This is a genomic window from Rhizobium sp. 01T444 (assembly GCF_056398305.1).
In genome coordinates this window covers 1-720 of record NZ_JBFTPD010000168.1, presented here as the reverse complement: position 1 = coordinate 720, position 720 = coordinate 1, and the positions used below count along the sequence as shown (strand labels likewise).

1 protein-coding gene is annotated in these 720 nt (G+C 69.7%); it reads left to right on the top strand.

The features are described from left to right. A partial coding sequence (locus AC1DTN_RS37785) for an ABC transporter ATP-binding protein (protein WP_477925254.1) occupies positions 1 to 720 on the top strand: 720 nt, incomplete at both ends.

Below are 720 nucleotides of genomic sequence, written 5' to 3'. Positions count from 1 at the left end.
GCTACGCGCTGTTCCCGCACATGGACGTGATCGAGAACGTGAGCTATGGCCTGAAGATGAGCGGCCTGCGCAAGAACGAAGCCGTCGCGCGCGCGCGCGAGGCACTCGCGGGTGTCGGCCTGGTCGGCTTCGACGAGCGCATGCCGAGCGAGCTCTCCGGCGGGCAGCAGCAGCGCGTGGCGCTGGCGCGGGCGCTCGTGCTGGAGCCGGCGGTGCTGCTGTTCGACGAGCCGCTGTCGAATCTGGACGCCCGCCTGCGGCGCGAGATGCGCGAGGAAATCCGCAACCTCCAGCAGCGGCTCCAGCTGACGGTCGCCTATGTCACGCATGACCAGAGCGAGGCGCTGGCCGTGAGCGACCAGATCATCGTGATGGACCATGGCACCATCGCGCAGCGCGGCACGCCCGAGCAGCTCTACGGCCATCCCGAGAGCGAGTTCGTGGCCGGCTTCATGGGCGAGGCGATGGTGTTTCCCGCCGTCGCGCAACCGGAGGGGCGCGTGGACCTGGGCCCGCTGACCCTGGTTCGCCGCTACGACATCGCGCCGGGCGTGGTCAAGGTGGCGGTTCGGCCGGAAGCCTGGCAGATCGGGGCGGCCATCGGCCTGCCGGCGACGCTGCGCAAGGCGGCCTACCTGGGCAGCTTTTATGAATACGTCTTCGACACCGCTCTCGGGTCGGTGTTCGTCGTGTCCTCGGACCTGTCCCGGCCCCTGGGGG